Raw genomic sequence first — 25,524 nt, 5'->3', positions numbered from 1 at the left:
ACGAGCGGCTACGGGCCGAGGTCGACAAGGGCCGGTACGAGCACCTGCACGATCGCCGCAGGCAGGAGCACCACCCAGGCCAGCTCCACGTACCGGTCGGCACGCAGCGCCGGCAGCCGCCGCAGCACCCACACCAACAGCCCCAGCACCAGCACCGTCTTGACCAGCGACCACGCCCAGGCGGGCAGCCCCGGACCGGCGCCGCCACCGAGGAACAGCGGCACCGCCATCGCGGCCCCGGCCGCCAGCCACAGCCACCGCCCGGCCCGGAGCAGCAGCCGGTCCACCCCGGAGGTCTCGCCCAGCACACCGTCGGCGATGTCGCGGCCGGCCGGATACGCGAACGGGCCGAGGAAGCTGAAGGCCAGCACGCCCGTCAGATGGACGGCGAAGGCGAACGGCATCCACACCGCGTACCACAGGCCGTGCTGCGCACCGGCGATGTCGGTGACGCGCAGGGACTGTGCGCCGGTGGCGGCCGAGATCAGCGCGAACATCAGCGGCAGTTCGTACGCCAGCCCCTGCGCGAGGAAGCGGTACCCGCCGACCAGCGAGAACGCCGCGTTCGGGCCCCAGCCGGCCAGCCACAGCCCGGCCCAGGTCAGCACCTCCATGGCGTTGAACCACACCACCCCCACCGAGAGATCGGCGACCACGTGGTTACCGAACGGGATCACCAGCGTCGACAGCACCGCGGCCACCGGCACGGTGACCACACCCAGGCGCCACAGCAGCCGGTCCGACGCGGGGAGCCGCCGGGGCTGCGCGACCAGAGCACGCGGCACGGCGAGCAGCGGCCGCAGCACACCGACGGGGGTGACGCTCCGTCCGGCGCCCCGGTCGTCCAGTGCCGTCTTGCCGGCCACGGCCAGTACGGCGAAGCCGAGCAGGAGGGCCGGTGCCACCGGCAGCGTCCACCACTTCCCCGCGTCAACCACGCGCCACCTCTTGGCGCCTGACGGCCGGTTCGTCCGGGTCCGGGTCGAGGCTCGCGACGACCAGACGCGCGGCGGCCAGCTCGGTGCCCTCCAGCAGCCGGGGCAGCAGGCCGGCCAGGGCTGCCGACGGCGGCCGTTGCGTGTCCCAACGGCCGCGCGGGCTCTCCTCCGCCACGGGGTCGAGAAGGGTGGTGGTGTCGTCCAGCCGCCGCATGTCGTCCAGGGTGTCCGAGAGCCACTGCCGGTAGCGGGCCGGTACGTCGCCGCCCGCCCGCGCGGCGGGTCCGCTCACGCCCGCCGCGTGTGCGTCGGCGGCGGTCAGCGGGCCGATGCCCCAGGTCAGCCGGTACAGGCTCCGTGACCGTCCGACGCGCCGTGCGAGGCGCATCGTCCGGGGCAGAACGGCATCCGCGGGCGCCCCCTCCAGAAGGTCGTCGCGCAGCCGCCGGGCCGCCACGGCCTCGGCGGGCCAGCCCGCCACCGCCGACAACCGGCCCAGACTGTCCAGATGGGCCGCCGCGCGCCGCCGGGCGGCCTCCGCCACGGGCACCGGCTCGCCCGCCGAGGCCCGGATCCACGGCCGGCTCCAGAACGGGTCGGCAGGTCCGGTCTCGTACGGCTCGCCGAGCCGGGCCCGCCGGATGACGTCGCCCTGCAGCACCACGCGGACGACCAGTCCGGCCGGCCAGTCGGCGAGGAACGGCCCGAGCGACAGGTGCAGCCGGTCCAGGGTCAGCCCGTCGCGGTCCTCACCCGGTCCGGCCATGGGCGGGCCGCCGTGCCCCCGCGGGTCGACCGCCCCGTACGGCCCGCGCTCCGTCTCCCCCAGCCGCGCACGCCCCTCGTCGAGGACCGGTGCCACCGCCTCGGCCGTCTCCGCCCGCAGGCGTACGCGCGGACGGGACATGTCGTCCCACAGCCGGTCCGGTCCGGATCGCAGCGCCGGGCAGTCGGGGCCCGCCACGAGCAACAGGTCGGCTCCGGCCGGCGTCGACGCCTCCGCCCAGCCCCGGCACCGCAGTTCCCTCTCGGCGGCCAGTCGCACCGGTGTACCACCGGGCATCGTCACCAGCAGCACGCTCGGCCGGCGGGCCGCAGCGCGTACGAGGAAGTCCGTCAGGCCCATCGCAACGCCCCCTCACGCCAGGCGTAGAGGACCCCGCTGAGCAGGACGCCGAGGAAGACGAACATCTCGATCACCGCCGTGGGCCCCATCACGGAGATGACAAGCGTCCACGGATACATGAAGACCATCTCCATGTCGAAGGCGAGGAAGAGCATCGTGACCGTGTACCAGCGCATGTGAAAGCGGCTGACCGCGTGCTCGACGGGCTCGTGCCCGGACCCGAACGGCTGGGCGGCCAAGGGCTCGTGCGAGACGCGCAGGGCCCGCGCGGCGCCGTGGACACCGGCCACCACGAGCAGGGCCAGGGCCAGCAGGGACAGCGCGGCCGTAAAGCCGTTCATCCACTCACGCCTTCCCCGTCCGCCCGTGTCCGTCCGTCGGGCACTACGGGCTACGGTGCCCGAGCCACCCGCACCAGGCGCGACAGCGTGCGGCGGCAGACGGGTGAAACGAGGCGGGAAGGGCGCCGCCCCTCAGCGACCCGGACCCCACCGCAACTCATCGCGCCGCCCGTCGGCCGACGGTCCGGTCCAGCCGGCCGCGGATCACCAGCGCCCACGCGAGACAGCCGAACGCGACCGTCGACGTCACCGCCCTCGCGGTGTTCCAGGCCGTCCACTTCGCCTCGTCGAGCCGCGCACGCGCGGCGGCGAGGTCCGCGCCGCTGCCGGGTTCGGCTGCCGTCCTGAAATCCCCGTTGAGGGGCTCGTGCACGCCGAACGTGATCACGACCGCCACCAGATAGAACACCAGCGCCGCCCCGACCCACATCAGCACCGCCCGCTGCTCCGCTCGTCGATGGAGGGCGGCGGACAGCGCGATGAGCGGCAGCGCGAGGGTGAACCCCCCGAGAAACAACGGGTTGTTGATCGCCTCGTCGAGCGCCTGGAACGCCGGGACGAAGGTTCGGTCGCCGACCTCGCCGAGCCCCGGCATGATCGCGTTCGACCAACTCGCGAAAACACCCGCGATCAGCCCGGTCGTCATGATCGCCAGAATCAGCGTCACGGTTCTCAGGACATCGCTCTCGGTGCGCGGCCGGTGCTGGGTGTCGTATGTCATGTGCTCGAGTACAACAGCGGTCCCGGGAGCGGAACATGCGTGCGCGTCTCACGCCCATGCGCCGACGTCCACAGCTAGGTCTATTTGACAGACTCAGGGTTGGAAGCCCACGCTACGTGCGGAGAAACGGCCCCCCGGTGAGCAGACCTGCCCGCCTCCGCCGGCTTTCCCCGGGCCGACATGTCCGTCGCCCGTCCCCCCCGCACGACGTGGAGAGTCCCTTGCGCCCAATCAGTCAGACCGTCGTCGTCACCGGTGTCGGAGCGACCACACCGCTGGGCGGCGACAGCGCTTCGACGTGGGAAGCACTGCTCGCCGGGCGGTCCGGAGTCCGTACCCTCACCGAGGAGTGGGCGGCGGACCTGCCGGTACGGATCGGTGCGCGGGTGGCCGTCGAGCCGGCCGAGGTGCTGCCGCGGCCGTTGGCCCGCAAACTCGACCGGAGCGCCCAGTTCGCGCTGATCGCGGCGCGTGAGGCGTGGGCGGACGCGGGCTTCACCGCGAAGGCCGGCGAGGACGGCTCGGTCGCACCCGAGCGGCTGGGCACCGTGATCGCCTCGGGCATCGGGGGCGTCACCACGCTCCTCGACCAGTACTCGGTCCTGATGAGCCAGGGCTTTCGCAAGGTCTCGCCGCACACGGTGCCGATGCTGATGCCCAACGGCCCCTCGGCGAACGTCAGTATCGACATCAACGCCCAGGCCGGTGCGCACACCCTGGTCAGCGCGTGCGCGTCCGGTGCCGAGGCGGTCGGCCACGCGATCGAGATGATCCACGGCGGCCGTGCCGACGTGGTCGTGGCCGGCGGCACGGAGGCGGCGATCCACCCACTCCCGATGGCCGCGTTCGCCAACATGATGGCGATGTCCAAGAACAACGACGACCCGCGGGGTGCCTCACGCCCGTTCGACACGGGCCGCGACGGTTTCGTCCTCGGCGAGGGCGCGGGGGTCGTGGTCCTGGAGTCGGCGGAGCACGCGGCGGCGCGGGGTGCCCGGGTCTACGCGGAGGCGGTCGGCCAGGGGCTCTCCTCCGACGCGCACCACATCGTGCGGCCGGAGCCTTCCGGTCGCGGTATCGCGGCGGCCCTCCGGCAACTGCTGGACACCTCGGACCTCAAGCCCGCGGAGATCGCGCACATCAACGCGCACGCCACTTCGACCCCGCCGGGTGACATCGCCGAGATCAAGGCGCTGCGAGAGGTCTTCGGCGACGACGTCGGCCATATGGCGGTCAGCGCCACCAAGTCGATGACCGGCCATCTGCTGGGGGGCGCCGGCGGTATCGAGACCGTCGCCACCGTGCTCGCCCTGCACCACCGGCTGGCCCCACCGACGATCAACCTTCTGAACCGGGACCCGGACGTCGACGCGGACATCGTCTCCGGCACGCCACGCCCGCTGCCGGAGGGCACGATCGCGGCGCTGAACAACTCCTTCGGCTTCGGCGGCCACAACGCGGTACTGGCCCTGCGCTCACCCGCCCGCTGAAGCGACCGCAGCCGTCACCTCGAAGCCGTACTCCCGACGGGAGTCGGGTCAGGCGGCTGTCTCCCCCTCGATGAGGTTCCCCCGCATGAGCCAGGTGGGGCCTTCGGCGTAGTCGCTGACCTCGGCGAAGAACTCACCGAAATACGGGCCACCGGCGTGGGTCTCGAAGGCCAAGGCGTCCGTGTAGACCTCGTTCAGGTAGAGAGTATGCGCATCCTTCTCGTCCTGGAGAAGTTCGAACCGGGCGGACCCGGGTTCGTTCGCCATGGAGTCACGGGCCACCTTCCGCGCGGCCCGAATGAAGTCGTCGCGATGCGCGGGCTGGACGGTGAAGGAAACGAGAAACTGGTACATGGACGAGTCCTCTTCATCTTCTCGAAGGCTGAGCGTTTCACCGATTGGGTCAGCGATTTGATCGCACCGCGGCATCACTTTCCCAAGCACCGGAGGTGACCGCAACCGCTTCCGCGGCGGACCGCAGCAGCGCCTAACCCTCGGTCCTCGTCCTGGCGCCCGGCCCGAGCCGGTGGACGATGTCCTTGCTCGACGTCACCTCGTGCCCTTCCGAGCAGCGCAGATGCACCGAGACCGTCGCGGCGCAGTCGCGATGCAGGGCCTCCGTCGGAGGCCCGTCGGCGTCCGCCTCGTAACGGTCACCCCACTGCCGGATGGCCGCGATGATGGGAAAGGTGTCCAGCCCTTTCTCCGTGAGGACGTATTCCGCCCTGGCGCGCTCACCGGGCTCGCGGTACATCCTTTTCGAGAGGATCCCCTGTTCCGTCAGGGCCGCCAGCCTGTTGGACAGCACCTGTCGCGGAATCGCGGTCTGGGACAGGAACTCCTCAAATCGCCGAGCGCCTCGAAACGCGTCCCGGAGGATAAGGAATGTCCACTTCTCCCCGAGCGCGACAAGGGTGCGAGCGACCGTGCAGTTCGTTATGGCGACCGGCGCCTCGCCCCGCGATTCGTTCACTTCATTCCCGGACAGAGCCATTCGGAGAGCCTAGGTCTGGATCGAAGACTCTGCAAGGGACCGATGTCAGCGCAGGAGCTTGATGACCTCCGCGAAAACGGCCATGTGCGGCTCCAGCACGCTGATGTATGTGATGCCGAACCGCTCGCGATACCGTTCGAGCCGGTCCGCGAGCTCCCGCGGCGGTCCGACCAGCACACCGGGCAGCTTGGTGAGCTCGTCGTCCGGGAAGCCGCTGGCCTGGCGGACGATCGTGAGGTCGGCGGTGGCCGGGCTGCCGGCCACCGCGGCGACGAAGAGGTTCAGCTCGATGTCGGAGAACCGCTCGCCGGCTCCCTCGCGCAGGATCCCGACGCGGCGGGCCAGCGCGTCCTCCGGGGCCATGTTCGCCGTCACCCCGGCCATGATCGAGAAGCTGAAGATGTCCGCCTCCCGGCCGGCGAAGCGCAGCATCCGGTCACCGGCGCCGCCCAGCAGGATCGGCGGCCGGGGCGCGTCGGCCTCGGCCGCGAGCAGGGCGCGTGTCGCCGCGAGGGTCTCCGCCAGTTTGCCCAGCCGCTCGCCGCCCGTGCCGAAGGGCAGCCCGACGGCCTCGAACTCGGCCGGGACGTAGCCGGCGCCGAGCCCCAGTTCGAGACGGCCGTCGGTCAGACGCTGCACGTCGGCGACGTCCCGGGCGAGATAGGCGGGGGTGAGGACGCCGGCGTTGAGCACGAACGTACCCAGCCGCATTCTCGTGACCTCGGCCGCCGACACCAGCGCCGGGAAGGGCGCGGCCGTGCCCAGATGGTCCGCGACCTGGAGCACGTCGTATCCCAGGTCCGCCGCCTCGCGGACCCGGGCGTGCCAGGAGGTCCGTGAGCCGACGGTGAGGAAACTGACGCCGAAGCGGAACGGGCGGGGGGACTGGGACATCGCTGTCCTCCGTACGTGAGTCGCGGTCGTACCGAGGACCCAGTCGTACGTCACTCACGTCCGTATGTGAGTGACATTCGTACGTGAGTCACCTTCGTACGTGTACGGCCGCGCCGCCGGTCAGGTGATGGGCTGCTCGGTCCAGATCGTTTTCCCGCGCAGGCCGTAACGGCTGCCCCAGCGCGTCGTGCACTGGGCGACGATGAAGAGGCCCCGGCCTCCCTCGTCCGTGGCGTTCGCCCGGATCAGCCGCGGCTGGGTGTTGCTGGAATCGGTGACCTCGCAGATGAGGACGTTGTCACGGATCAGCCGCACACCGACGGGGCCACCCGTGTACCTGACCGCGTTGGTGACGAGTTCGCTGATCACGAGTTCGGTGTCCAGCGCCTCGTCCTCCAGTCCCCACACCCTCAGTTGTTCCATGATGTCCCTCCGGGCGAGCGCCACCGAGTCCGGTTCGGCCGGATACTCCCAGTTCGCCACGGAGTCCGAGGCGACGGCGCGGGTCCGGGCGAGCAGGAAGGCGATGTCGTCGCCCGTGGGCTTGGAGCCCAGATCGCTGAGGAGTGAATTGCCCATCGCCTCCAGCGAGCGGCCCGGGTCGTTGAGTGAGTCGAGCCGCGCGCGGAGACGGTCCAGGCCGGTCTCGGAATCCTCGTGGTCGGGCGCCAGCAGGCCGTTCGTGTAGAGCACGAGCACGCTGCCCGGTTCGAGCTCCACGGTCTTGGATTCGAAGGGCACACCTCCCACACCGAGCGGCGGGCCGGGCAGCACATCGATGAACTCCGTCGAGCCGCCGGGATGCATCGCGACCGCGGGCAGCTGGCCCGCGCTCGCGAGAGTGCACTGGCGGGTGAGCGGGTCGTAGATGGCGTAGAGGCAGGTGGCGCCGACCGGGTTCTCTTCGGTGGGTGCTTCCGCGCCCAGGCGCTGGACGAGTTCGTCGACGTGGGCCAGGAGTTCGGCGGGGTCCAGTTCCAGATCCGCGAGAGTCTGTATGGCCGTGCGCAGGCGTCCCATGGTGGCGGTGGCGGAGAGGCCGTGGCCGACGACATCGCCGATCACCAGGGCGACTCGCAGAGAGGGCAGCGTGATCACGTCGAACCAGTCGCCGCGGATACCGGCCCCCTTGCCTGCCGGCCGGTAGATACCCACGGTCGACACCGCGTCGGAGGACGTCGTCGCGCTGGGCAGCAGCCGCTCCTGAAGCGTGACCGCCGCTCGCAGTTCACGGTTGTGGCGGCGGGCGTTGTCGATGCCCAGAGCCGCCCTGGAGGCGATCTCCGCCAGGAGTTTCCTCTCGTCCTCCTGGAAGGCCTCCGGCTGTTCGTCGCGCCATACGGTGAGGTGGCCCAGGACGAGATCCCGCGCGATCAGCGGCGCCACCGTCACCGAGTACGCGAAGGGCGGGACGAGCTGCTCCACGAGGTCACCGTCGCCGAGAGCCGACACGACGGAGGCGCGGTCCAGGGTGATGACCTCACCCATCTGAATCTCACGCAGTGGCGTGCTGTCGGGCAGTACCGGATACGGTGCCCCCGGCATCAGGACCTTGCCCAGCCAGGCTCCCGACGCCGAGGAGATGGCCGACCGCAGCAGATGCGGCCTGCCGCCGCCCACCATGCGCGTCGGTTCGTCGCCGACGACCACGGCTTCGGCGAGGTCGACGGTCACGAGGTCGCCCAGATCGGGCACCAGGAGATCCGCCAACTCCTGTGCGGTGTCGTTCACTTCCAGGGACGATCCGATGCGAACAGAGGCATCGTGAACCCTGCTGAGACGCCGACGCCTGTCCTGCCGTCTCCGGGATTCGGGTCCACTCGTCGTATGTGCGGCGAGGTCGGCGACGGCGGCGTCGATCTCCCTCTGCGCCTGCGGCCCTTCCAGCATGGTCTCGATCTCTTCCCGGCTCCTCGTCGACGCGGTCCGGGTCACCACCACCACGTACTTCGCGACGCCTTCCACCGGAACGACCCGGAAGGCGACCTCCACCGGGCGGCTGTCGCGTTGCCGCAGATATGCCGTGTGCACCCCAGGGGTGCGCGCCTTTTCCCTTGTGTTCAGGTCATACCCGGATTCCCCTGTCAGAAATTCATCGATCGAGTGGCCACGAATATCCTGCCCGGCCCGGCCGATGAGTTCCGTGGCTGCCGACGAGCACCAGAAGATCAGACCGTCGCGACGGATCGCGACGACCGCCGGAGTTCCCATTTCCGTCCTCTCACGCGGCGTCATTCTTGACACCTCTTCGTGTGCGCTGGGCCGCCCAGACGACCTTTCCGTTCGTCGTACGGCGAAATCCCCAGCTGTCGGCGGAGCGAGCGACGAGCAGCAGCCCGAATCCGTTCTCGTACGGGGTCCCGGCCTGGCGTGGACCGGGTGAACCGGCCCCCGAGTCGGCGACCTCGCAGAGCAGGACGTCGTGGAGGACCAGGCGCAGAACGATGGGCGGCGCGGCGTGTGTGAGCGCGTTGGTGAGCAGTTCGTCGACGATCAGCCCGGTCGTCGCCACCAGGTCGCTCAGCCCCCAGGTCCGCAGCTGGGACGCGACTGTCGAGCGGGCCCTGGGGACGGCCGCGGGGTCGTTCGGAATGTCCCAGGAGATCACGTGGTCGGGGCTCACGTCGCTGCACCGGGCCACCAGGAGGGTGGCGTCGTCGGTGAGCGTGCTGGTGTCAGCGCTTCCCAGCGCGGCATCGCAGAGCTCCCGCAGCGGGGCCAGGGGCGGTGTGAGGGAGCCCGCGAGGCGGTTCATCCCGACGTCGATGTCGTCGTCGCGCGTCTCCACCAGGCCGTCGGTGTAGAAGACGATGGTGCTCCCCTCGGGGAATTCGAGCTCCGCCGACTCGAAGGAGTTCACTCCCAGTCCCAGGGGCGTGCCCGTGGGGATGTCGGGGAATGCGGCACCCGCCGTCGGATGGAGGACCACCGGAGGCGGGTGCCCGGCGCTGGCGATGTCCAGCCGGCGGCTGATCGGGTCGTGGACGGCGTACAGGCAGGTGGCTCCGATGGCGCTCGGGCCGAGACCCTCCGCGCCCTCCTGGTTGAGGCGTACGACGGTACGGTCCAGCCGTGACAGCAGCTCGCTCGGCGGCAGGTCCATCTCCGCGAGGGTCTGCACCGCCGTACGGAGGCGGCCCATGGTGGCGGCGGCGTTGATCCCGTGCCCGACCACGTCGCCGATGACCAGGGCGGTCCGGGCGCCGCTCAGGTGGATCACGTCGAACCAGTCGCCCCCGACCTTGCTGGCCATGTCCGCCGGCAGGTACCGCGCGTCGACCTCCATGGTGCTGCTTCCCACGAGGCGCTGCGGGAGCAGATGCCGTTGCAGGGCAAGGGCCGCGTCCGCCTCACGGGCGTATCTGCGGGCGTTGTCCAGGCTCAGCGACGCGCGTGAGACCAGTTCGTTCGCCAGCCAGAGGTCGTCCGCGTCGAACGGCGCGGGATTGTCGTTGCGGACGAACACGGCGACGCCGAGCACGGCGCCGCGCGCTTCGATCGGCACGATGATCAGGGAGTGCATGCCCGTCTCACGGATGACCTTGGCCCGCTCCGGGTCCTGTTCGAGCCAGTTGCCGGGCGTCATGTCCAGGACGCGTTCCATGATGGGGCGGCCGGACGACAGGGCTTTCGTGAAGGGGGACGACGGGGGAACGAATACGGGTTTGCTCCGGTCGAAGAGCGATTCCGGGGTTCCCTGGTGGATCGAGGCCACACCGGCGCGGCGGAAGACGGGTATGCGGCCGTCGTCCATTCCGAGCCGTTCCAGCGGCTCGCCGCCCAGAGGCACGGTGTCGACGAGGTCGACGGTGACGTAGTCGGCAAGCCGGGAGACCGCGAAATCGGCGAACTCCTGCGCGGTGCGCATCACGTCCAGCGTGGTGCCGATCGTCTTGCCGGCCTCGCTGAGGGTGTCCAGGTGCTCGCGGTTACGCCGGGCGCCGGTGACATCGGAGCGCAGACCGCAGATGCCGAGCGGGGTGCCGTCACCCCTCTCCAGGCGGTACAGCGAGATGGAGTACGTGTGACTCCGGTCCAGATCGCTCGGTATGCGCCTGGTGTACTCGTAGTCGAGGACCGGACGGCCGGTCCGCAGGACCTCTCTCATCACCGACTCGAAGGCCGACACGTCGAGGGCCTCACCCAGGACCTCCTCGATGCTCCGTCCCACCCACTGGTCCTGGGGGATCCCGCTCTCGGTCTGGAGCGCGTCGTTGACCCAGAGGTAGCGCAGTCCCGTGTCCCAGATGACGGTGGCCACCGGTGAGTACGTGACGACCGCGGCGGACACCGCCGCGTTCCAGGCCGCCTGGGCGGTCGTCTCCGCGTTCGCGGCGACGACCAGCCATCCGCTCGGGCGGCCCTCGCCGAGCCCGGTCAGCGGTGAGACCCGGACCTCCAGGGAGAGGGTGCCGCCCTCCCGGTGGCGGAACTTCAACCGCCCCGACCAGTCCCCGCCCGTCGTACGGCTCCGCTCCACCACGTCCGCCATCACGGCCACGCCGTCCTCGGACGCGTCCAGCAGAAGGGCCCCCGGGCGGCCGACGACCTCGCTCGCCGAGTAGCCCAGCAGACGCCGTGCGTGCCCGGACCACCCCGTAATGGCACCCGCTTTGTCGAGAACGGCCACGGCGGCCTCGGCCATCGCCGCGGTCGCACCGTCGCTCGGACCCTGTGCAAACGTCATCCAGTGCCTTCCGGAGCGGGTGCCCTCCCCGGCTCAGGTTCGCGTCGAATGTACCCATACTCAACATACGATCCTAAGACAGGTCATACCAGCCAGCGAATGGTCGGCGGCCAGGAAGACCGGGATCCAGCGGGACGACCCTCCGCCGGATGATCAGCCGCACAGGGCGGTGGAAAACGGAGACCTCCGGTGCGGTGCGGTCGTGGAGAACCGCACCGCACCGGAGGCCTTCGCTCCGAGAAGAACCCGGCGATCGCCGGCAACTCGTGAGCAGTACGCCTGGCGTGGGTGACCGCTGGTCGTGGGTCCTTTACCCGTATGTGCGGTTGCCGATGTTGACGGTGTTGTTGATGTCTCCGACGGAGAAGGTGAGCAGTCCGCCGCAGGCGAGGAGACAGAAGCCGGGGGTCGGGGGATTCGGCGGCGTCGGGGCGGACGTGACCTGGACAGCCGTGGTGCTGTTGGAGGCGTCGCACTCCGCGCTGCCGTTGTAGGCGGCGGTGATGGTGTGCGAGCCGACGGTGGAGAACGTGGTGGTGAGGCCTGCCAGACCGTTGGCGTCCACGGGCACGGTGTCGAGCAGGGTGCTTCCGTCGAAGAACGTGACGCCGAGCCCGCCGGTGGGGTCGGCGGGACAGTCGACCGTGGCCGCCAGTTGCACCTGATCGCCCACCGCAGCGGTCTGCGGAGTGGCCGTCACCGTCGTGGTCGACGGTACGGCCCAAGCGGGCGTCGCCAGCCCCAGCACGGCGGCCAAGGCTGCGGCGACGACCAGTCGCCCTCTGCGTGGTGTGATTCTCACCGGTTCGGCTCCCTGTTCTGTCGCCGGGTCCGCGGGTTGCGGGCCCGTGGGACGCACGCTATGGCGATCTCTTTTGCCTTCCAGGGAGGCGGCGCCCACAAGTAGCCTGGTTGGATCATCATCCTGAACCGCTCGTCACGTCGAGGTGTCAGATGCCGGGCACACCCGCCCGGGTGTAGGACAACGGATTGCTGGTGCCGCCCGCCGTGGTGACGGTCACGTTCACCGGACCCGCGGGTCCCGCCGGCACGACCGCCGTGATCTGGGTGTCCGACACGACGGTGAACGAGGCTGCCGTGCCCCCGATGGTGACGGCCGAGGCGTTGGCCAGGTTCGTGCCGGTGAGGGTGATCACGGTGCCCGCTGACGTCGGACCGCTGCTGGGCACCAGTGCGGTCAGGGTGGGTGTGGCGGCATAGGTGAAGGCGACGGGGTTGCTCGTGCCGCCCGGGGTGACCACCGTGATCGGTGAACTGCCGGTGCCCGGCGGGGCGGTGGCCGTGATCTGCGTCGCCGACACCACGGTGAAAGAGGAAGCGTTGGTGACGCCGAACCGCACGGCGCTGGCGTTGAGCAGGTTGCTGCCGGTCAGTGTGACCACCACGCCTCCGGCAGCCGGGCTCTGGGCGGGGGCGGCACTGTTGAGGACGGGGGGTCCGGCGTAGAAGAAGTAGGCGCCCGGGGCGCTGGTGCCCCCCGGTGTCGTGACGGTGATCACGGCGGCCCCGGGATTTCCGGATGGTGTCACGGCGGTGATCTGGGTGGCCGAGTTCACCGTGAACGATGCCGCCGGGACCCCGCCGAAGGTGACGGACGTGGCCGAGGTGAACCCGGTTCCGGTGAGGACGACACTGGTGCCACCCGCCGTCGGGCCGTTGCTGGGCGCCACGCTGGTGACCACCGGCACCTGCGCCACGACATAGGTGAACGTCACCGAGTTGCTGTTGCCGGTCGGATGAAGAACGATCACCGCCACCGGACCCGCGGCACGGGGCGGGCTCACAGCGGTGATCTGGGTGTCCGAGTTGAGGGTGAAGGAGGTGGCGTTGGTGCTGCCGAACCGTACTCCGGTGGACCCCGTCATCCCGATGCCGGTGAGAGTGACGGTGGTCCCCCCGGTGGTGGGCCCTTGCGAAGGATTGATGGTGTTGATCGTGGGCGGCATGAGGATGCTCCTATGGCAGCCTGGGCTGAGCCCGGGGTGACGCGGGTGCCTGTCCGGGCACGGGGGAACCGCCGAGTCTGGAGCGTCGGCGGATGGGGCCGTCCGACCACCGGGGATCACGTGGTCGGACGGCGGGGAAAGGCTGGAACTACCGCTCGGGGAGCGGTAGTTCAGGTACGCTGCCGCCCGGTGGGAGCCGGGCGGCAGCGTGATCGGGGGTCAGATACCGGGACCCGCGACGTAGGTGAACGCGCCGACGGCCGTGTCGGAGCCGGCCGGGTTGGTCACCTCGACGTCGGCCGGACCGGCGGCGCCGGGCGGGGTCACCGCCGAGACCGTGGTGGAGTTCACCACGGAGAACGGTGCCGGGGTGCCGCCGAAGGTGACCGACTCGGTGGTGCCGAGGTTGGTGCCGGTGATGGTGACACCGGTACCGCCGGACGTCGGGCCGGAGGTCGGCGCGACGGTGGTCACGGTCGGTGCGTCCACGTAGGTGTAGGAGAAACCGTTGTTCGTCCCGCCCGCGGTGGTCACGCTCACTCCGACAGGGCCTGCCGCGGCGCCGGCCGGCACGACGACGGTGATCTGGGTGTCGGAGATGACCGTCGGCGTCGCGGTGTTGGCGCCGAAGGACACACCGGTGGCCGTCGACAGCCCGACACCGTTGATCGTGACCGTGTTGCCGCCGGTCAGGGTGCCGGACGTCGGTGCGAGGGAGGACTTGAACGGTGCTCCGACGTAGAAGAACGGGATCGGGTTGCTTGTGCCGCCCGGTGTCGTCACGGTGACCCCGACACTGCCGGCGCCCGAGGGCGACACGGCCGTGACCTGGGTCGGTGAAACGTTGGTGACGGCGGTGGCCGGCTTGGTGCCGAAGGTTACGGCGGTGGTGCCGGACAGGTTCGTACCGGTGATGGTCACCGGAGTGCCACCACCGGTGGACCCCTGGTTCGGAGAGATGGGCATGGGGAGACTCCTCGCTGACGGGACAGGACAGACTCAGAGGACACAGCGGGACCGGGAAACCGCCGGGCCGACCTTCAAGGAGGGCCCACGGGAGGACGAACGGCTGAACCGTGCCGCCGGAGTTACGGAGTTCCCTCGTAGGCACACAAAGGAAGAACCGGCAGACACCGCCCTTTGTCGTGATCCCCGGTAATGGGATGGGCGGCCCACCGGTTCGCTGTTCCAAGTACCCCATACGGACCAACCCCTGACAAGACGCCAGGGACGGCGGGCGGTTGGTCGAGTGGGCCACCGCGAGCGCCTGCGTACCACCGGCGTACGCCATCGGTCTCCACCAAGCCGGCACATAAAAAAAGACCAGTCGGCACCGCGTAAGCGGCACCGACTGGCGATCCAACCCACCCGGGATGCCCATCGCGATCCCGGCGGACCTGCACCCTCCCCACGTGTGGAGGAACAGCCCACCCCGGCACCACGCAACCCGAGCGGTACGGGCTGCCCATCGGTTGGAATAGGTTCAGTAACGCAGGAATCCGGCATATGCCACAAGCCCCAGGTAACGGCATCACCCGATCGGAGTAGCGCCGGAGCACCGGCCATGCGGAGATCTCCGGCCCCACCGGGAACCGACGAGCCGACACGAGCCGCGACGGAGCAACTCCCCCGCATGGGTGTGGAAAACGGTCGTGCGTGTCTTTAATAATCCCGCATAAGAGTTAATTCCACCTGCCCGGAAAGGGCCGAACCGTTCGGCGTACGGCGTTGTAATGCCCGCCAGATTCTTCTCACTATATTGAAACTGAATACATCGGGACTCCTCTGCGTGTATTGCTGTGGAGGAAAATTTCATGCGTAATCTGCCCGCGACAGAATGAAGGCTTTCCGGGCGATCGGCAGTGGCCCGGCCGGCCCCCGTCTCCCCAGAGAAATGGTCTCGATGAAGCTCAACATCCGTGGCAAGGCCAGACAACGATCCATTTCCGGCTGGCTCACCACCGCGCTCACGGCGACCGTCGCCGCCGCGATGGTGGCCGTGACGCCGACCCAGGCCCTCGCCGTCGCCACGCCCGTCCCCCTCGGCACGACCGAATCGTTCGCCGTCCTGGCCGGTCAGTCGATCACCAACACCGGCCCCTCGGTCATCACCGGCGACATCGGCGTGAGCCCCGGAACGTCCATCACCGGCTTCCCGCCCGGCCTTGTCCTCGGTGTCCAGCACTCCGCGGACGCGGTGGCCCTGCAGGCCAAGACCGACCTCGTCACCGCGTACAACAACGCCGCGGGACAGGCCACGGACGCGGTGCTCCCGCCGGACGCCGGCGGCCTGACGCTGGTCGGCGGCGTCTACACCGCCCCCTCCACCCTGGGCCTGACCGGCACCCTCACCCTCGACGCGCAGAACAACCCCAACACCGTCTGGGTCTTCCAGGTCGGCTCCGCCCTGACGACCGCATCCGCCAGCCAGGTCTCGCTGATCAACGGCGCGTCGGCGTGCAACGTGTTCTGGCAGATCGGCAGTTCGGCCACCCTGGGCACCAACTCGACGTTCGTGGGCAACATCCTGGCCCTGACCTCGATCAGCGCCACGACCGGGGCGAGCATCGACGGACGTGCGCTCGCCCGTGAAGGCTCGGTGACCCTGGACACCAACCGGATCACCCGCCCCAGCTGCGCCAGCACCACCACGGGGACCACGACCGGCACCACCACCGGTACCACTACGGGAACCACCACCGGTACCACCACCGGCACCACCACCGGAACGACGACCGGAACGACGACCGGCACCACCACCGGAACCACCGGCAGTGTGCTCGGCGGCGTACTCGGCGGTGTGCTGGGCGGCGGGACCACCGGCGCCACGACCGGCGGCGTGCTGGGTGGCGTACTCGGCGGCGTCGTGACCGGCGGCACCACGGGCGGCACCTCGGGCGGTACGACCGGTGCTACGACCGGCGGGTCCTCGGGCGGAGTCATCTCGGGCAACACGACCGGCAACACGGTGGGCAACACGGCGGGCAACATCGGCGGCGGCCACGGCGGCAAGCCGGGGAAGCCGCACCACGGCCACGGCAAGCCCGACCACGGACGGCCCGACCACGATCATGGGAAGCCGGACCACGGAAAGCCGGACCACGGTGATGAGCAGCCGGGCTACGGCGACGACGAGGGCGACGAGGGCGACAGGCCCTCGGAGCACGGCGGCTACGGCGACAAGCCCGAGCACCTGGCCTGACGAGACCGAACCACGGATCTCGCCGCGCGGTGGAATCTCATCGATTCCGCCGCGCGGCGTCCCAGGAAATCCCGCGAGAACTCCGGGCGTGAGTAGCTGATATGAAAAAGACAGGGTGGGTGTCGGTGCCGGGCGGAATTGATTCGTTGGAATCAGTTGAGTCGGTTGAATCCGCTGGAACAACCGATACGGAACAGAGACCGGATTCGGCGGAGGTACGGGAATCCGGCCCCCCGGGAGTACGGGCCACCTCCCGCGTACTGCGGGTGGGATTGCGTACCGTCGTATTCCTCTGCCTGGCGACCGTGCTGACCCACGCGGTATTGGTGTTCCTGCACATCGCGCCTTCCAACGCCGTCTCACAGCGCTACAGCCGGCAGATCAATGCCTGGGTCTATCCGCTCTTCGAGCAGAACTGGCGGCTCTTCGCCCCCGACCCGGACTCCGTCAACCGGCAGATCTCCGCGCGCACGGCACGCACCGCGGCCGACGGAACGGTCCAGGTGAGCGAGTGGTTCGACCTGACGGCCGTGGACAAGGCGGCCGTCGAGCACAGCCCCTTCCCCAGCCACACCGCGCAGAACGAGTTGCGCCGGGCATGGACGTCGTACCTCGAACTGCACGGCGGGAGCGACGAGTCGCCTTCGGCGCGCGCCGTGATGATGCAGAAGTACCTGCGCAACATCGCGGTGGCGCGGACGAGTGACCACTTCGGCAAAGCCGCCCCGTTCATCCAGCTCCGGGTCGTCACCGTGCCCGTCACGGCCCTGAGGCCGGACGGTACGCGTACGGCCCAGAGCCCGCCGAAAAACCTCGAGACCCGGCTCCTGCCCTGGTGGAAGGTGACCTCCGATGGCAACTGAACGGCTCTCCGTCCGCGACCGGAGCAGGCGTCTGTACGCCCTGCTCACCGAACGGCCGCTCTCGCTGTACGCCACGGCGGTGCTGCGCATCGGCTACGGCCTGCTCTATCTGGGCTTCCTGCTGAGGGAGTTCCCGCATCGCGACGAGATCTGGGGGCCCGGTTCGCCGTGGACCCCGGAGCTCGCGGCCGAGCTCTACGACCAGACCGGCTGGGCCAGCATCCTCGCCCTGTCGGACAGCCGGACCTACTTCGAGCTCTGCTACGCGCTGGCGGTCGTCGTCTCCGCGCTGTTCGCGCTCGGCTGGCGAACTCGCGCCATGTCCGTCCTCTTCGCCCTCCTCGTGGCCTCGTTCCACTCCCGGTCGATCTTCATGACGGACGGCGGCGACAACCTCATCCTGCTGATGGCCTTCTACCTCGTGCTCACCGCCTGCGGGCGGCGCTGGTCCCTGGACGCGCGCAGGGCGGCCCGGCACGGAGCGGCGGGCGACGGCCGTACGACGGCGCCGACCGGTCAACTCCGCTGGGCACGCACCACGTTGGTCACGGTGCTGCACAACTGCGGACTGATCGTCATCGCCGTCCAGGTCTGTTTCCTCTACGGATCGGCCGGCCTCTACAAGGTGCAGGGCGGTACGTGGGGCGGCGGCACCGCCCTGCACTACGTACTGAATCTCGACCTCTTCCGGCCCTGGCCCGCGCTCTCACAGATCGCGGACGAGCAGACCGTACTGCTCGCGATCACCGGATACGCGACGGTGCTCCTCCAGGTCGCGTTCCCGTTCGTCCTGTTCGGCAGGCTCAAGTACCCCGTTCTCACGATGCTGTTGGGCATGCACATCGGAATCGCGGTACTCATGGGCCTGCCGCTCTTCTCCGGCGCGATGATCGTCGCGGACCTGATCTTCCTCCCCGACCGCTTCTACCTCGCACTGGGGCACTTGTGCCGGCGCCTGGCACGCCGCGAACTCCGCCCCACGAGCCCGTCGAAGCCCGCGAGCCCCTCACCCGAGGGCCCCCCGACGACCGCCCTGCTGCCACAGCAAGGCGGGCCCGACGGGCCGGTGAAGAGCGGCCTCCATGCGTCGTCGTCACCGTCGAGGCCGCCTTCTTGACGACAGGACGTCTCCGACCTCCCGTGACAGAGCCTCGCGGCCTCCCGGTCCACAGCGCCCGAATACGGTAGGTTCCGCCACAAATCCGCCTATGCACTCTCAGCTCGCGCGCCCCGCCAGAGGGGCGAACGCCGGGAAGGACCAGGAACAGTGACCGCACTGACGCTGCAGGAAGCGATGGACCGGACTGTGGCCGGCATCGCCAAAGCCACCGAGATGGGCGTGCCCATGAACGTCGCCGTGGTGGACGACGCGGGTCACCTTCTGCACTTCTCCCGGATGGAGGACGCCTGGCTGGGCTCGATCGACATCGCGATCACCAAGGCCAGGACCGCGGTCTACTTCAAGATGCCGACCGCCGACATCGGCGGGCTCTCCCAGCCCGGCGGCGAGCTGTACAACATCGAGGTCACCAACGGCGGCCTGGTGACCTTCGGCGGCGGCCTGCCCATCGTCCGCGACGGCCGCGTCATCGGCGCGGTCGGCGTCTCCGGCGGCCGGGTCCCCCAGGACACCGAGGTCGCCGAGGCCTGCCTCGCCTGAACCCGCGGGTCAGCCGTCCTTCTTCACCGGCTCCAGGATCGCCACGCACTCCACGTGGTGCGTCATCGGGAACAGGTCGAACGCGCGCAGCGTGCGCGGTTTGTAGCCCGCCTCGTGGAAATACGCCAGGTCGCGGGCGAGTGCCGCCGGGTCGCAGGCCACGTAGGCGATGCGGCGGGCGCCCAGGCCCGCGAGGTGGTTGACGACCTGTTTGCCGGCGCCCGCGCGTGGGGGGTCCAGGACGATCAGGTCCGTCTCGGTGATCTGGGTGCGGGGCAGGACCGTGTCGACCTTGCCGTGCTCGATGCGGACGCGGGGGAGGTCCTGGAGGTTGTACTGGGCGTCCTCCGCCGCGCGCCTGCCGGATTCGATGCCCAGCACCGCGCCCGTCTCGCCGACCCGTTGGGCGATCGCCCCCGCGAACAGCCCCACCCCGCAGTAGAGGTCCAGGGCCGTCTCGCCCTTGCGCGGCATCAGGCCCTGCATCACGGCCTCCACCAGGACCTCGGGGGCCTTCGGGTGGACCTGCCAGAAGCCGCCCATGCCGATGCGCCAGGTGCGGTCGTCGGCGCGTTCGCGGACGAAGGCGCGGCCGTGGACCCGGTGCACTCCCCCGTCGTGCTCCTCCACGCGCAGGACGGACACCGGCTTGTCCAGCTCGACCAGCGGGAGCCGGCCGCCCTTGACGGGCGCGAGGATCACCTGACGGTCGCCCGAGCCGGAGGCGGCGATCGCCTCGACCGAGGCCATCTGCGGCCATTCGCGCTTCTCGACGCCCAGTTCGCTGACGCCGGCGGAGGCGATCATGCAGTGGTCGACGGGCTGCACCTCGTGCGAGCGGTGCTTGCGCAGTCCGGCCCGGCCGTCGGCGTCGACGGCGTACTGCACGCGCGTACGCCACTGGGGCACCTCGCCGGCGGGCACCTTGTCGCCCGGCGCGGGCATGACCGTGCCGTCCCAGCCCGCCTCCTCGGGAGTGAGCCCGGCCAGCCGCTGGAGCTGCTCGGTGATGACCTCGCCCTTGAGGCGCCGCTGCGCGCCCGGCTTGGCGTGCTGCCAGTCGCACCCGCCGCACATGCCCGGGCCCGCGTACGGGCAGGGGGCCTCGACGCGGTCCTTGGAGGCGTCCAGGATCTCGACGGCGTCGGCGCGCAGATAGCGCGAGCCCTCGTCGCCGTCCGTCACGCGGGCGATGATCTTCTCGCCGGGCAACGTGTGCCGTACGAAGAGCACCCGGCCCTCGTCGGTGCGGGCGATGCAGTGGCCGCCGTGCGCGACGGGGCCGACCTCGACCTCGTACTCCTCCCCGACCAGCGAGGCCCGCTCCGGAGCTGGAGCTGTGGCCCGCTCGGGAGCTGGAGCCTGCTCCGAAGGCTGCGGTTCTGTCTGCATGAGGGGCTGGGCTCCAAAAGGTCAAAGGGGGCTGGAAGCGACGGACGGACGGCAGCCAGCCAGTCTACGTGCGGGCGGCACCGGCCATCGCCACACCGAGGCCTCAGGGCTTCTCCGTCGGCTCCTTCTTCGTCCGTGTGTCCACCGGCCCCCGCCGCACCGCGCCCGGCGCGTTCCACTCCGCGCGCCGCCTCGCCCTCTTCTTCGCGACCTCCGAGGACTCCAGCTGGTACGGCACCGAGGTCACCATCACGCCCGGTGTGAAGAGCAGCCGCCCCTTGAGCCGTAGCGCGCTCTGGTTGTGCAGCACCTGCTCGAACCAGCGGCCGACCACGTACTCGGGGATGAAGATGCTGATCACGTCGCGCGGATTCTCGGTGCGCAGGCCCCGTACGTACTCGATGACCGGCCGGGTGATCTCCCGGTACGGGGAGTCGAGGATCTTCAGCGGCACGTTGATACCGCGCCGTTCCCACTCGTCCCTGAGCTGCTTCGTCTCGGCGGGGTCGACATTGATGCTGAGTGCCTCCAGCCGGTCCGACCGGGTCAGCTTGGCGAACGCGAGGGCGCGCAGCGTCGGCTTGTGGAGTTTGGAGACCAGCACGATGGTGTGTACGCGGGACGGGCGTACGCCGTCCTCGCCGGGGCTCTCCGCCGCCGCGATCTCCCGGGCCACATGGTCGTAGTGCCGGCGGATCGCGGTCATCGTCCCGTAGAAGATCACCATGCCGAGCAGCGCGACCCACGCGCCGTGCGTGAACTTGGTGGCCAGGACGACGATCAGGACGAGCCCGGTGAAGAAGGCGCCGAAGGTGTTGATCGCGCGGGAGCGGATCATGTGGCGGCGCTTGGCCTTGTCGCGCTCGGTGCGCAGATGGCGGTTCCAGTGCCGGACCATGCCCGTCTGGCTGAGGGTGAAGGAGACGAAGACGCCGACGATGTAGAGCTGGATCAGCTTGGTCGAGTCGGCCCCGTACAGCCAGACCAGCAGGATGGCGGCGCCGGCCAGCAGCACGATGCCGTTGGAGAAGGCGAGGCGGTCGCCGCGGGTGTGGAGCTGACGCGGCAGGTAGCGGTCCTGCGCGAGGATCGAGCCGAGGAGCGGGAAGCCGTTGTACGCGGTGTTGGCGGCCAGGAACAGCACGAGCGCGGTGGCCCCGGCGAGCAGGACGAAGAAGAAGGTGTCCGAGCCGAAGACGGCGGCGGCGACCTGGGTGATGACCGGGTTCTGGACGTAGCCGTCGCCGACCGGCACCCCGTCGCGGAGCAGGTCCCGGCCCGGGAACTCGGCCATCTTCACATCGGTGGCCATGGCCAGGCCGATGATGCCGCAGAACATGGTGACGGCCAGGGTGCCCATCAGCGCGAGGGTCGTCGCGGCGTTCCTGCTCTTGGGCTTGCGGAAGGCGGGGACGCCGTTGCTGATGGCCTCGACGCCGGTGAGGGCCGCACAGCCGGAGGAGAACGCGCGCAGCAGCAGGAAGACCAGCGCGAAACCGGCGAGATCGCCCTCCTCGGGCTTGATCTCGAAGTTGGCCGTGGGCGCCCGCATGCTGTCGTTGAGCACGAGCCCGCGGTAGGCGCCCCACACGATCATGATGAAGACGCCGGTGACGAAGATGTACGTGGGGATGGCGAAGAGCTTGCCCGATTCCCTGACGCCGCGCAGATTCATCAGCGTCAGGATGACGATTATCCCGATCGCGCACATGATCTTGTTCTCGATCACGAAGGGGATCGCCGAGCCGAGATTCTCCACGCCGGAGGAGATGGAGACGGCCACGGTCAGGACGTAGTCGACGAGCAGCGCGCTCGCGACGGTCAGACCGGCCTTGGGGCCGAGGTTGGTGTTGGCGACCTCGTAGTCGCCGCCGCCGCTCGGGTAGGCGTGCACGTTCTGCCGGTAGGAGGCGACGACGGTGAACATCAGGACCACGACGGCCGCCGCGATCCACGGGCTGAAGTGGTAGGCCGACGCGCCCGCGATGGAGAGCACCAGGAGGACTTCCCCCGGCGCGTACGCCACCGAGGAAAGCGGGTCGGAGGCGAAGACAGGCAGCGCGATGCGTTTGGGGAGGAGTGTTTCCCCCAGCCTGTCGCTACGCAGCGCCCTGCCGATCAGGATCCGTTTGGGCACGTCGGTCAGTTTCGGCACGTTGAGGATCGTAAGCCGTCCGACGTGCGGCGTAGCAAGCACCACCCCGCCTGGGCAGGGCAGGGGCCCCGGCGCCCCTCCTGTGTCACCGTCGGCGACGCCGGGACTCCGTTCAGACGTCAGACACGCTCCGGAGCGCGCCCTTCCGCGGGACCTTCCGCAGGCACTTCCGGGGTCCGCCCCGCCGGCCCGTCGCCGCCCGCGGAGAGCCGCCCCGGCCACCAGAACCGGCGCCCCAGATCCAGCGCGAGCGCGGGCACCAGCACCGTACGGACCAGGAAGGTGTCCAGCAGGACGCCGATGCCGACGATCACGCCCATCTGCGCCATCGTCACCAGCGGCAGCACCGCGAAGACGGCGAAGGTCGCCGCCAGCACGACGCCCGCCGACGTGATGACACCGCCGGTGCTGGTCAGGCCCTCCAGGACACCGCGTGTGCGGCCGATCCGCAGCGCCTCCTCGCGGACCCGGTGCATCAGGAAGATGTTGTAGTCGATCCCGAGGGCGACCAGGAAGACGAACCCCATCAGGGGGATCGACCAGTCGACGCCGGCGAACCCGAAGACGCTCTCGAACAGCAGGTTCGAGGCGCCGAGCGCGGCGAAGTACGACAGGACGACCGTCGCGAGCAGCAGCAGCGGGGCCACCAGGGCGCGCAGCAGCAGGATCAGGACGACCAGCACCACCACCAGCACCACCGGGATGACGGTCCGCAGATCGCGGTCGGCGGCCCGCTGGGTGTCCAGGGTCTGCGCGGTGGCGCCGCCGACCAGTGCGTCGGCCCCGTCGACGGTCCGTACCGCGTCCCGGAGCCGGTCGACGGTGTCCTTGGCCGCGGCGCTGTCGGGGACGTCGGTGAGGACCACCGAGAGCGTGGCGAGCCGCCCGTCGGGCGTACGGTCGCCGTCCTCCACGCGCGCGACGCCCTTCACGTCCCGTACGGCCGACTCGACGTCGGCGGCCCGGTCGGCGCGGGTGACGATCTTCGCCGGGTCCGACGCGCCCGACGGATAGTGCGCGGAGATCAGCTCCTGCGCCACGACCGACTCGGGCTTCTCCTGGAACATCTCCGACTGCCGCAGCCCCATGTCGATGCCGAAGGCGCTGAGGGCGAGTACGCCGGTGACGCCGGCCGACATCAGCCAGGACCAGCGCGGGCGCCGGGCCACCAGGGCGCCGGCCCGGGACCAGACGGTGGACTCCTTGCGGGCGGGGGTGCCGAAGCGCGGGACGAACGGCCAGAAGACCCAGCGCCCGGCGATCACCAGCAGCGCGGGCAGGATTGTGATCATCGCGAGAAAGGCACAGACCACGCCGACGGCGCCGACAAGGCCCATGGAGCGCGAGGAGTTGATGTCGGCGAACGCCAGACAGGCCAGTCCGACGGCGACGGTGCCGGCCGAGGCGAGGATCGCCGGGCCGGAGCGCCGCAGCGCGGTCCTCATGGCCTCGTGCCGGTCCTCCTGACGGTGCAGCTCTTCGCGGTAGCGGGCGATGAGCAGCAGCGCGTAGTCCGTACCGACGCCGAAGACGAGCACCATCAGGATGCCCGCGCTCTGCGGATCGACGGGCAGATGGCCGTACTTGGCGAGCAGATAGGTACCGACCTGCGTGATGACGGCGGCGAAGCCGACGGACAGCAGCGGGAAAAGCCACAGCAGCGGGCTGCGGTAGATGATCAGCAGCAGGACGGCCACGACGAGACCGGTCGCGATCATCAGGGTCGAGTCGAGGGTGCCGAACACGGCGACGGAGTCGGTCAGCGAGGCGGCGGGGCCGCCGACCTCGGCCTCGACGCCCGGTGGCGCGTTGGCGTCGGCGATGTCGCGGAGCTTGTCGACCGTGTCGGTGATCTCGTCCTCGCGCGACAGGGGTACGACGGCCATCAGGGCCTCGCCGTCGTCGGACCGTGCGGCGGGCGGCAGTTGCTCGCCCTCGGCGACGTACGGCGCGAAGCGCGCCCGGTCCGCCTCGGCCTTCGCCGGGGCTCCCTCGCCGGTGTAGACGACGACGGCCGGCATCAGCGCGTCGGTGCGGAACTTCTCCAGCTCGGTGTTGACCTCGGCGGATTCCGCGCCACGGGGCAGGAAGGCGTTCGCCCCGGTCTCCTCGACCTCGCCGAGCTTCCCGGCGAGCGGGCCGAGCGCGACGGTGAGGATCAGCCAGGCGACCAGGACGAACCACTTCCCGCGGCTGCCGCCGGGTGCGCCGGCGAGCCGCTTCGGCAAGGTGGTCATGAGTAATCTCCTCGGTATGGAGTGGAGGGCACACTCCTCCCGCACCGCGGCGTGATGGTTTGCCGACCTGCCGCGGCGCACGGGGGTGGTGCCCTGAGCGATGGATCTCCATGAGTACGGCCGGGAGCTGGAACTCCCGGCCGTACGGCTTCAGTCGGCGCCCCGCGGGGCGGCTACTCGATCTCGCGCATCATCTTCTCCATCGACGCGATGGAGCCGCGGGCCTGCGTGAGTTCGTCGAGCGTGCGGCGGTGCAGCTCGACGTTGTCCTCCAGCAACTGCGCGTATTTCACCGCGAGTTGCTTGTACTGCTCCTCGCGCGCCGCGAGCATCCGGGCGCGCCAGGTCGCCGCGACCTGCCAGACGACCACGATGAGGAACAGGAACACACCGCCGGCGCCGATGGCCCCGGCCAGATCCGTCCAGCCCGAATCGTTCATTTCGCGGACTCCTTCACGGTCGTTCTCTCTTCTTCGGGAAGCGTCAGAGCCGCCGTTGCGACGGACTGCGGGGTCAGGGCGAAACAGAAAGGCGTCAGTTCGAAGTACTTCATCGACTTGCCGCTCTCGGACAGCTCCAGCGTCCCGACGACGAGCCCGGCCGCCTCCAGCCGCTGCAGATGCATGTGCAGCAGCGGGCGGCCGATGCCCAGTTCGCGGGCGAGCCTGCTGACGTAGTTACGGCCTTCCAGGAGCGCGCCGACGATCCGCATACGGTGCGGATTGCCGAGCGCGCCGAGCACTTTCAGCAACTCGTCGCCGGTCGGGACCTCTTGCATCGCAGCCCCCTTCATCAGCACCTGTCAGAGAAGACTGACAGTAGGCGTTCGGACCTGTCAAAGAAACCTGACACATATC

The 25,524-nt window shown here is 69.8% G+C and carries 22 protein-coding genes; 5 read left to right on the top strand and 17 right to left on the bottom strand.

Going from position 1 to position 25,524, the window contains the following annotated elements; all coding sequences use genetic code 11:
* Positions 1–8: 8 nt before the first annotated feature.
* The 4 genes from IEY79_RS21005 to IEY79_RS20990 all read right to left on the bottom strand — a co-directional run bounded on the left by IEY79_RS21005 (position 9) and on the right by IEY79_RS20990 (position 3,126).
* Positions 9–938: an NADH-quinone oxidoreductase subunit H gene (locus IEY79_RS21005; RefSeq protein WP_189109092.1), complete on the bottom strand. Its 930-nt coding sequence runs from the start codon at positions 936–938 to the stop codon at positions 9–11.
* Complete coding sequence (locus IEY79_RS21000) at positions 931–2,064, bottom strand: hypothetical protein (RefSeq protein ID WP_189109091.1); 1,134 nt, start codon at positions 2,062–2,064, stop codon at positions 931–933. Before IEY79_RS21000 ends, IEY79_RS21005 begins: the two co-directional genes overlap by 8 nt.
* Complete coding sequence (locus IEY79_RS20995; protein WP_189109090.1) at positions 2,055–2,405, bottom strand: NADH-quinone oxidoreductase subunit A; 351 nt, start codon at positions 2,403–2,405, stop codon at positions 2,055–2,057. Before IEY79_RS20995 ends, IEY79_RS21000 begins: the two co-directional genes overlap by 10 nt.
* 157 nt (positions 2,406–2,562) lie before the next feature.
* Positions 2,563–3,126, bottom strand: coding sequence for an anthrone oxygenase family protein (locus IEY79_RS20990; RefSeq protein WP_229701001.1), 564 nt, complete (start codon positions 3,124–3,126; stop codon positions 2,563–2,565).
* Positions 3,127–3,347: 221 nt separating this feature from the next.
* Between IEY79_RS20990 and fabF the strand changes: the two genes are divergently transcribed.
* Complete coding sequence (gene fabF, locus IEY79_RS20985) at positions 3,348–4,616, top strand: beta-ketoacyl-ACP synthase II (protein WP_189109089.1); 1,269 nt, start codon at positions 3,348–3,350, stop codon at positions 4,614–4,616.
* Between the two features lie 48 nt (positions 4,617–4,664).
* Here fabF and IEY79_RS20980 read toward each other — a convergent pair whose 3' ends face one another.
* The 8 genes from IEY79_RS20980 to IEY79_RS20945 all read right to left on the bottom strand — a co-directional run bounded on the left by IEY79_RS20980 (position 4,665) and on the right by IEY79_RS20945 (position 14,124).
* Positions 4,665–4,970 carry a putative quinol monooxygenase gene (locus IEY79_RS20980; RefSeq protein WP_189109088.1) on the bottom strand — a complete coding sequence of 102 codons (306 nt, stop codon included), beginning with the start codon at positions 4,968–4,970 and terminating at the stop codon, positions 4,665–4,667.
* Positions 4,971–5,103: 133 nt separating this feature from the next.
* Positions 5,104–5,610, bottom strand: coding sequence for a winged helix-turn-helix transcriptional regulator (locus IEY79_RS20975; RefSeq protein ID WP_189109087.1), 507 nt, complete (start codon positions 5,608–5,610; stop codon positions 5,104–5,106).
* A 45-nt stretch (positions 5,611–5,655) separates the two neighbouring features.
* Positions 5,656–6,504 carry a TIGR03621 family F420-dependent LLM class oxidoreductase gene (locus IEY79_RS20970; protein ID WP_189109086.1) on the bottom strand — a complete coding sequence of 283 codons (849 nt, stop codon included), beginning with the start codon at positions 6,502–6,504 and terminating at the stop codon, positions 5,656–5,658.
* 120 nt (positions 6,505–6,624) lie between these two features.
* Positions 6,625–8,535, bottom strand: coding sequence for an ATP-binding SpoIIE family protein phosphatase (locus tag IEY79_RS20965; protein WP_189109085.1), 1,911 nt, complete (start codon positions 8,533–8,535; stop codon positions 6,625–6,627).
* Between the two features lie 190 nt (positions 8,536–8,725).
* A complete protein-coding gene (locus IEY79_RS20960) occupies positions 8,726–11,191 on the bottom strand; it encodes a SpoIIE family protein phosphatase (RefSeq protein WP_229701000.1) in 2,466 nt (821 codons plus the stop codon).
* Positions 11,192–11,501: 310 nt separating this feature from the next.
* On the bottom strand, positions 11,502–11,993 hold the full coding sequence (locus tag IEY79_RS20955) for an Ig-like domain-containing protein (RefSeq protein WP_189109084.1): 492 nt from the start codon (positions 11,991–11,993) through the stop codon (positions 11,502–11,504).
* A 148-nt stretch (positions 11,994–12,141) separates the two neighbouring features.
* On the bottom strand, positions 12,142–13,158 hold the full coding sequence (locus IEY79_RS20950; protein WP_189109083.1) for an IPT/TIG domain-containing protein: 1,017 nt from the start codon (positions 13,156–13,158) through the stop codon (positions 12,142–12,144).
* A gap of 219 nt (positions 13,159–13,377) precedes the next feature.
* A complete protein-coding gene (locus tag IEY79_RS20945; protein ID WP_189109082.1) occupies positions 13,378–14,124 on the bottom strand; it encodes an IPT/TIG domain-containing protein in 747 nt (248 codons plus the stop codon).
* Positions 14,125–15,061: 937 nt separating this feature from the next.
* Between IEY79_RS20945 and IEY79_RS20940 the strand changes: the two genes are divergently transcribed.
* The 4 genes from IEY79_RS20940 (at position 15,062) to IEY79_RS20925 (ending at position 18,883) form a co-directional block, all read left to right on the top strand.
* Positions 15,062–16,360 carry an ice-binding family protein gene (locus IEY79_RS20940; RefSeq protein ID WP_189109081.1) on the top strand — a complete coding sequence of 433 codons (1,299 nt, stop codon included), beginning with the start codon at positions 15,062–15,064 and terminating at the stop codon, positions 16,358–16,360.
* Positions 16,361–16,626: 266 nt separating this feature from the next.
* A complete protein-coding gene (locus tag IEY79_RS20935) occupies positions 16,627–17,223 on the top strand; it encodes a DUF5819 family protein (protein ID WP_308426682.1) in 597 nt (198 codons plus the stop codon).
* Complete coding sequence (locus IEY79_RS20930; protein ID WP_189109079.1) at positions 17,213–18,340, top strand: HTTM domain-containing protein; 1,128 nt, start codon at positions 17,213–17,215, stop codon at positions 18,338–18,340. The genes IEY79_RS20935 and IEY79_RS20930 overlap by 11 nt, the downstream gene beginning before the upstream one ends.
* Before the next feature lie 150 nt (positions 18,341–18,490).
* The gene (locus tag IEY79_RS20925) at positions 18,491–18,883 is read left to right on the top strand and encodes a GlcG/HbpS family heme-binding protein (protein WP_189109078.1); all 393 of its coding nucleotides are present in this window, start codon (positions 18,491–18,493) and stop codon (positions 18,881–18,883) included.
* A gap of 9 nt (positions 18,884–18,892) precedes the next feature.
* Here the strand turns inward: IEY79_RS20925 and IEY79_RS20920 are convergent, their stop codons facing one another.
* The 5 genes from IEY79_RS20920 to IEY79_RS20900 all read right to left on the bottom strand — a co-directional run bounded on the left by IEY79_RS20920 (position 18,893) and on the right by IEY79_RS20900 (position 25,445).
* Positions 18,893–20,275 carry a class I SAM-dependent RNA methyltransferase gene (locus tag IEY79_RS20920; protein ID WP_189109077.1) on the bottom strand — a complete coding sequence of 461 codons (1,383 nt, stop codon included), beginning with the start codon at positions 20,273–20,275 and terminating at the stop codon, positions 18,893–18,895.
* Positions 20,276–20,378: 103 nt separating this feature from the next.
* Entirely contained in the window at positions 20,379–22,430 is a 2,052-nt protein-coding gene (locus tag IEY79_RS20915; RefSeq protein WP_189109076.1) for an APC family permease, read from the bottom strand.
* A 119-nt stretch (positions 22,431–22,549) separates the two neighbouring features.
* A complete protein-coding gene (locus IEY79_RS20910) occupies positions 22,550–24,667 on the bottom strand; it encodes an MMPL family transporter (RefSeq protein WP_189109075.1) in 2,118 nt (705 codons plus the stop codon).
* Between the two features lie 173 nt (positions 24,668–24,840).
* A complete protein-coding gene (locus IEY79_RS20905) occupies positions 24,841–25,107 on the bottom strand; it encodes a hypothetical protein (protein WP_189109074.1) in 267 nt (88 codons plus the stop codon).
* Positions 25,104–25,445 (bottom strand): ArsR/SmtB family transcription factor, encoded by a 342-nt coding sequence (locus IEY79_RS20900; RefSeq protein ID WP_189109073.1) that lies wholly within the window; start codon positions 25,443–25,445, stop codon positions 25,104–25,106. The genes IEY79_RS20905 and IEY79_RS20900 overlap by 4 nt, the downstream gene beginning before the upstream one ends.
* Positions 25,446–25,524 lie beyond the last annotated feature (79 nt).

It is taken from the genome of Streptomyces camponoticapitis, assembly GCF_014646115.1.
Classification (GTDB): domain Bacteria; phylum Actinomycetota; class Actinomycetes; order Streptomycetales; family Streptomycetaceae; genus Streptomyces; species Streptomyces camponoticapitis.
This window is presented reverse-complemented; position numbering and strand designations above follow the sequence as displayed.

Bases quoted from the DNA above. Each gene is read 5' to 3' on its own strand.
- IEY79_RS20980 (WP_189109088.1), bottom strand. From the start codon at position 4,970: ATGTACCAGTTTCTCGTTTCCTTCACCGTCCAGCCCGCGCATCGCGAC.
- IEY79_RS20945 (WP_189109082.1), bottom strand. From the start codon at position 14,124: ATGCCCATCTCTCCGAACCAGGGGTCCACCGGTGGTGGCACTCCGGTG.
- IEY79_RS20950 (WP_189109083.1), bottom strand. From the start codon at position 13,158: ATGCCGCCCACGATCAACACCATCAATCCTTCGCAAGGGCCCACCACC.
- IEY79_RS20995 (WP_189109090.1), bottom strand. From the start codon at position 2,405: ATGAACGGCTTTACGGCCGCGCTGTCCCTGCTGGCCCTGGCCCTGCTC.
- IEY79_RS20930 (WP_189109079.1), top strand. From the start codon at position 17,213: ATGGCAACTGAACGGCTCTCCGTCCGCGACCGGAGCAGGCGTCTGTAC.
- IEY79_RS20940 (WP_189109081.1), top strand. From the start codon at position 15,062: ATGAAGCTCAACATCCGTGGCAAGGCCAGACAACGATCCATTTCCGGC.
- IEY79_RS20990 (WP_229701001.1), bottom strand. From the start codon at position 3,126: ATGACATACGACACCCAGCACCGGCCGCGCACCGAGAGCGATGTCCTG.
- IEY79_RS21000 (WP_189109091.1), bottom strand. From the start codon at position 2,064: ATGGGCCTGACGGACTTCCTCGTACGCGCTGCGGCCCGCCGGCCGAGC.
- IEY79_RS20975 (WP_189109087.1), bottom strand. From the start codon at position 5,610: ATGGCTCTGTCCGGGAATGAAGTGAACGAATCGCGGGGCGAGGCGCCG.
- IEY79_RS20905 (WP_189109074.1), bottom strand. From the start codon at position 25,107: ATGAACGATTCGGGCTGGACGGATCTGGCCGGGGCCATCGGCGCCGGC.
- IEY79_RS20970 (WP_189109086.1), bottom strand. From the start codon at position 6,504: ATGTCCCAGTCCCCCCGCCCGTTCCGCTTCGGCGTCAGTTTCCTCACC.
- IEY79_RS20900 (WP_189109073.1), bottom strand. From the start codon at position 25,445: ATGCAAGAGGTCCCGACCGGCGACGAGTTGCTGAAAGTGCTCGGCGCG.
- IEY79_RS20960 (WP_229701000.1), bottom strand. From the start codon at position 11,191: ATGACGTTTGCACAGGGTCCGAGCGACGGTGCGACCGCGGCGATGGCC.
- IEY79_RS20920 (WP_189109077.1), bottom strand. From the start codon at position 20,275: ATGCAGACAGAACCGCAGCCTTCGGAGCAGGCTCCAGCTCCCGAGCGG.
- IEY79_RS20910 (WP_189109075.1), bottom strand. From the start codon at position 24,667: ATGACCACCTTGCCGAAGCGGCTCGCCGGCGCACCCGGCGGCAGCCGC.